Annotated in this window: 6 protein-coding genes; 2 read left to right on the top strand and 4 right to left on the bottom strand. The window is 37.6% G+C overall.

Translation table 11 applies throughout. The annotated features are described in order from the left end of the window. Positions 1-295 precede the first annotated feature (295 nt). A complete protein-coding gene (pdxH, locus tag HHL23_RS22255) occupies positions 296-937 on the bottom strand; it encodes a pyridoxamine 5'-phosphate oxidase (protein WP_169236925.1) in 642 nt (213 codons plus the stop codon). A gap of 24 nt (positions 938-961) precedes the next feature. On the opposite strand from pdxH, the gene HHL23_RS22250 reads away from it, so the two are divergent. Then, on the top strand, positions 962-1,510 hold the full coding sequence (locus HHL23_RS22250) for a YqgE/AlgH family protein (RefSeq protein ID WP_169236924.1): 549 nt from the start codon (positions 962-964) through the stop codon (positions 1,508-1,510). Positions 1,511-1,617: 107 nt separating this feature from the next. Continuing rightward, a complete protein-coding gene (locus HHL23_RS22245; protein WP_169236923.1) occupies positions 1,618-2,199 on the top strand; it encodes an N-acetylmuramoyl-L-alanine amidase family protein in 582 nt (193 codons plus the stop codon). Between the two features lie 81 nt (positions 2,200-2,280). On the opposite strand, the gene HHL23_RS22240 is transcribed toward HHL23_RS22245, so the two are convergent. From HHL23_RS22240 to HHL23_RS22230, 3 genes are all read right to left on the bottom strand, one after another. After that, the gene (locus HHL23_RS22240) at positions 2,281-3,093 is read right to left on the bottom strand and encodes an aminotransferase class IV (RefSeq protein ID WP_169236922.1); all 813 of its coding nucleotides are present in this window, start codon (positions 3,091-3,093) and stop codon (positions 2,281-2,283) included. Between the two features lie 77 nt (positions 3,094-3,170). Continuing rightward, positions 3,171-3,557 (bottom strand): START-like domain-containing protein, encoded by a 387-nt coding sequence (locus HHL23_RS22235; protein WP_169236921.1) that lies wholly within the window; start codon positions 3,555-3,557, stop codon positions 3,171-3,173. 189 nt (positions 3,558-3,746) lie between these two features. Beyond that, a complete protein-coding gene (locus tag HHL23_RS22230; RefSeq protein WP_169236926.1) occupies positions 3,747-4,922 on the bottom strand; it encodes an aspartate aminotransferase family protein in 1,176 nt (391 codons plus the stop codon). Between the last annotated feature and the right edge of the window lie 195 nt (positions 4,923-5,117).

The following is a 5,117-nucleotide window of genomic DNA, read 5'->3' as shown; positions in this document are numbered from 1 at the left end:
TTTTCTTCTCGATTTAACTGCTTGATTCACTGTTAAATATACAAAAAACAAACCAAAAAAACAATTAAAATAACTGATAATCAACGTATTAAATCCATAACTTAATGACATTGGGCTTTAGCCCGCTCCTATTGAATTTTAAATGATATCTCATCTTATACATCGAAATTAGATTAAACCAGACCAGCATCGATTCGAATAAGAAATGTCACCAAGTAAGAATATCCCTATCACAACTCTCATCTTCCGGCATCCACCTTCTAACTTCTAATCTCTAATTTCCAGCTTCTAATTCTTATGGTGCCAATCTTGAAATCTTCCAATCCAAATCTTCAAGTTGATAAATAATCCTGTCATGCAGACGGTTGGGTCTTCCCTGCCAGAATTCAATTTCGTAGGGTTTTGCGATATATCCACCCCAGTTGGCGGGTCTCGGTACTTCGCTGTTTTGGTATTGTTCTTCGAGTTCTTTTAATTTTTCTTCCAGAAATTCTTTATTAGGAATCACCTGGCTTTGTGGTGAAACTGCGGCTCCCAGCTGGCTTCCTTTCGGTCTTGAATGAAAATAGCCATCACTGAGGTTTTCCGCAATTTTTTCAAGATCAGCTTTAATGATGATTTGTCTTTCGAGGTTGGGCCAGAAAAAACTAAGACATGCTTTATGATTGTTTTCTATTGCTTTTCCCTTTCTGCTGCTGTAATTGGTGTAGAAAATAAATCCTTCATAGGTATATTCCTTGAGCAGGACCATTCTTGTCCTGGGACATCCGTCTTCTTCTACTGTAGAAACCGCCATAGCATTGGCTTCAGAGACTGCCGGACTTGCGCTGGCATCCAAAAACCAGTCTCTAAACTGTTCAATGGGATTTTGTTTTATCTCACTTTCAATAAGTTGGGATTTCTCATACACTTTTCTTTTGTCGTGCAGGTTTTCCATAAATATTTTTTATTAAATTTGAGTATGAATTACTCATACAAAGGTAAAATATTAATTTCCACACCTGACATTTCCGGCGATATTTTTTCGAGATCGGTGGTGCTGATCGTTGAGCATAACGAAAGCGGTGCATTTGGTTTGATATTAAACAAAAAGAACAGCCAGATGAGTAGTAAGTTCAAAAATTTTTTTGACTTCAAAATAGAGGTCTATGACGGCGGTCCCGTGGAAAATGACAAGGTCTTTTTTATCGTTAAAGAAAAGAAGGTAACCGAGATCTTTTCTGAGATTAATAAGGAGTTCTATATTACGGAAGACATTGAAAGCATTATCAGCGCAGTCCTTAATAAGGAATTGAGCATTCATGATGTAAAAATCTTTTCCGGGTATTCAGGATGGTCTGCAGAACAGCTGAATGATGAGGTACAGAAAAAGATGTGGACAGTAGTGGATGTGTATAATCTGGATTATACGCTTCCCAACGATCAGACCCTTTGGAAATCGATTATGCAGAACCTGGGTGGAGAATATCTGCTGTGGGCCAACTCACCGGAGGATATTTCCCTTAACTAACTGGATTCCTTCCTGATACACTAGGAAAACATTAACAAACTTTAAGATTATGTTAACCAATTTTAAAGAAAGAATTTCCGTTATTTGAGAAACCAAAAATCACGACCATGAGAGGAATCAAACTACTCGCTTTATCAGCCTTTTCTGCTTCATTTTTATCCTTTACCCCTATCAGTAAAAAATACATCGTTATAGATGCCGGGCACGGCGGAAATGATACGGGAAGTATCTATGGGAAATTCTCGGAGAAAGAAATTACGGTAAATATTGCTAACGAGATTAAGAAACTGAATGAAAATCAGGATCAGTATGAAGTTATTTTAACCAGAGATTCTGATGCTTATCCTACTCTTCAGGAAAGAACAGCGATGATCAATAAGCTGAATCCGGAAATGGTTATTTCTCTTCATATGAACAGCAATCCTGAGAAGGAAACGCCAAAGGAAGGAACTGAAATATATATTCAGAATACTGACGGTTCTAAAAAGCTTGCTGAAAAAATTTCCAAAAAATTTGATATCCGTAAAATCGAGGAACGCAATCTCCATATGCTGAGAGAAACAAAAGCTCCGGCAGTACTGGTAGAGCTTGGGTTTATCAACAATACCAAGGACAGGGAGTATGTGACCAGCGAAAAGGGACAGAAAGAAATCGCTCAAAAATTCACAGAGATCATCCGTGAATACTAAATAAAGAAACAATTTCTGATTTAATCAGAATAAAACCCGGTAAAGGACTTGGGTACTTTGTTGTTTACCGGGTTTGTCAATTTATTGAAAACTATTTTTCCAGCTTTCCACCATTTCTATAAATCGGGAGCTTTCAAAAGTCTTATTTCTTATTTTACCTACACAAAATATGCCTTTCTCGTCAGAGATCATTAAAATCTCTTCGGCCTTTTGAGATTCAAAAGCTATAATTTCGTGTTCCTGAATATCTGCAAGGTTATTTTTATGTAAAAAAGTAACGAAATTTTCCATTAAAGGAGAGATGTATGCTCCTTCGGACTGTTTCGGAACTTTGATTACATTTCCTTCCAGAAATAATAGATTTCCGGAAGTGGTACGTGCAATTCTTTTATTGGGATTAAGCAGAATCACATCATCCAGATCATTTTCCTCTGCATAAATTCCACCGTAGATATTTTCCGGACAGTGAACTCTGATATTGCTTAATAAATTATTATTTACATTGATTTCTTTGGTAAGATCCATTTCCAGCAGTCGCTTATGGACAGCCAGTATATCTTCGGATTCCGTTACTTCATAAAAATAGGCTACTGAAGATTTTGAAACGGTCACCGCATCATTATTTCTGAACACCTGGAAATTGATGATTCCATTTTTTATGCCTTTACCCTCAATAACATCTTTATGAAAAAGGGTCTGGAAAAATTCCAGGGTATAGGTAAGCGGAATATTCATTCTCATTTTTCTCATGGAGGCCATTAAGAAGAAATAGCATTCTTCATCCATGATCAATCCTCCGTTTCTCACGAAGAAAGAAACCTTCACAGCGTCGCCCAAAAGGAACGCTCTGTTCTTTACATGTAATCCGTCTGATGTAAAATATTGATTTTCCAATTTTTGATGTGATTTATTTATAAAAAAATAATGAACGATAAATCGTTCATCAGTTTTACCATTTAATCGTGTCCGGCTTATGCCGCACCTAATTTTATTCTAAGGTTTTCTATAAGGTTTTCCCAATACAATGCATTTTCCTCTTCATCTCCTTCTTCACAGAAATCTGTAATATTCAGGGCCAGATCTTCTGTAATATCGTCTACTGTGATCGTCATTTCAAAGAAATGTTTAGTGCCTTCATCTTCTTCCCATCTGAAACGTACGAAACCTTCAGGCTTGTATCTAATCAAAGTGGCCTTTTCAGCAGGTCCTCCACCCCAACTAAAAAAGAAATCATCTCCTTTCTCTGTTACCTCATCTGCAAACCATTCAGATAATCCCTCAGCCGTCGCCAGATATTCATATAAAATCTCTGACAAACAATGCATTGGAAATTCGTAATGGACTTTATGTTTCGCCATATAATCTTTGTTTTATCGTCCCGCAATATATAAATTAATTTTTTTATTACACAAAAAAGCAATTATTTTTTTAAAGAATCTTCATGATATTTATCACAGGTTTCAAATATATATTCAATATTATTTGCATACCAAAAATTACCATGCAATACATAAAAAAATCCCTCCAAAGTGGAGAGATTGTATCGTTTATTCTTCATTCAAAATATCCAGAATAATCTGACAGCCCTGTCTGATTTCGTCTAAGGAAATCGTTAGTGGCGGTGAGATCCTCATATATTCGTTTCTGTAAAGCTGCCAGAATACAATGAGGCCCTTTTCCATGCATTTTTTAGCTACGGCAAGGGTGTATTCAGGTGTACCGAGATTGACCGCAAGCATCAGTCCTTTCCCGTTGATATTTTTAATCTTCGGATGGACAAGAAGTTCTCTGAATAGCTTTTCTTTTTCAGTGGTTTCCTCCATCAGGCCGCTCTCCAATACTTCTTTCAAAGTGGCATGACTGGCTGCTGCGATCAGAGGATTTCCTCCAAATGTGGTAATATGTCCTAATTTGGGTGAATGCGAAAGTGTTTCCATAATTTCTCTGGAACTCATAAAGGCGCCTACCGGCACCCCGCCTCCCATTCCTTTTCCCATCACAAGAATATCGGGAACAATTCCAAAATGTTCAAAAGAGAATAATTTACCGGTTCTTCCGAATCCGGGCTGGATCTCATCAAGGATCAGAAGTGCGCCTACTTCTTCACATCTTTTTTTAAGATTAATCAGATAATTACCTTCAGGGACAAGAAATCCTGCCGCACCCTGAATGGTTTCCAGAATGACACAGGCAGTTTTCTCTGTAATTTTATCAAAATCATTTTCATTGTTGAATTCAATAAAGCTGACCATCGGTAAAAGCGGACGGAATTCTCTTTTATGGGTTTCATTCCCGGAAACACTCAATGCACCGTGTGTATTCCCGTGATATGAGTTTTTAAAGGAAACAATTTCTTCTCTTCCTGTATACCGTTTTGCCAGTTTCAGGCTTCCGTCGATAGCTTCTGCCCCGCTGTTTACGAGATAGGTAATTTCCAGAGGATCCGGAGTAGATTCTGCCAGAAGTTTGCATAATGCGATAGGTTTTTCCTGTGCATATTCTCCGTAAACCATGACGTGCAGGTATTTGTCTGCCTGTTCTTTGATGGCTTCCACTACCTTAGGATGTGAATGTCCCAAAGTATTGGCAGAAACCCCTGCTACAAAATCCAGATATCTTTTTCCATCTGTTCCGTAGATAAAGCTGCCTTCTGCCTTTTCAACTGCAAAACCTGCTGCAAATTTTGTGGTCTGAGCCTGATATATAAAAAAGTCCTTGTGCATTTCCATTATCGCGAAAATTTTCAGCAAAGCTAAAAAAGATTCAGCACATGCAGAAATTATCGGTCCGGAATCAGGGCAAACGCATCATAAATTAATTAATTTTTCAAGATACCTGTTATCCCATCCTGCTTTTAGGCGCTTTCCTCTAACACCGACTTTGAGCGTTTTCTCATTTTTCAAAAGATTGAGAGCTAT

Source organism: Chryseobacterium antibioticum (genome assembly GCF_012927325.1).
Classification (GTDB): Bacteria; Bacteroidota; Bacteroidia; order Flavobacteriales; family Weeksellaceae; genus Chryseobacterium; species Chryseobacterium antibioticum.
This window is presented reverse-complemented; position numbering and strand designations above follow the sequence as displayed.